Below are 255 nucleotides of genomic sequence, written 5' to 3'. Positions count from 1 at the left end.
GATCAGCCTCGCCGAACTGCGCCAAGTCCTGAGCCACGCCCCAACAACCCGACTGTCGACGCACATCGGCGGAGGCCAGGACGGCTACTGCAACGTCGAGGGCGATGGCAGCCGACTCACCTGGCGCGGACCGCCGGAAGAACGCGAGGGTGTAGAGCGAATCGAAGTGATTTCTATACCGCCCGAAGCGTGGGAAGAGTTCTGGCAGACGCTCGATCGCCTCGAAGTCTGGAATTGGGACGGCCACCGCTATGA

The 255-nt window shown here is 63.1% G+C and carries 1 protein-coding gene; it reads left to right on the top strand.

Annotated features, from left to right (window positions below; all coding sequences use genetic code 11):
* Positions 1–255: hypothetical protein (locus FVA95_RS32435; protein WP_205016090.1), on the top strand; the 255-nt coding region annotated here is incomplete at both ends.

It is taken from the genome of Pseudonocardia sp. EV170527-09 (genome assembly GCF_008369905.1).
Classification (GTDB): Bacteria; Actinomycetota; Actinomycetes; order Mycobacteriales; family Pseudonocardiaceae; genus Pseudonocardia.
This window is presented reverse-complemented; position numbering and strand designations above follow the sequence as displayed.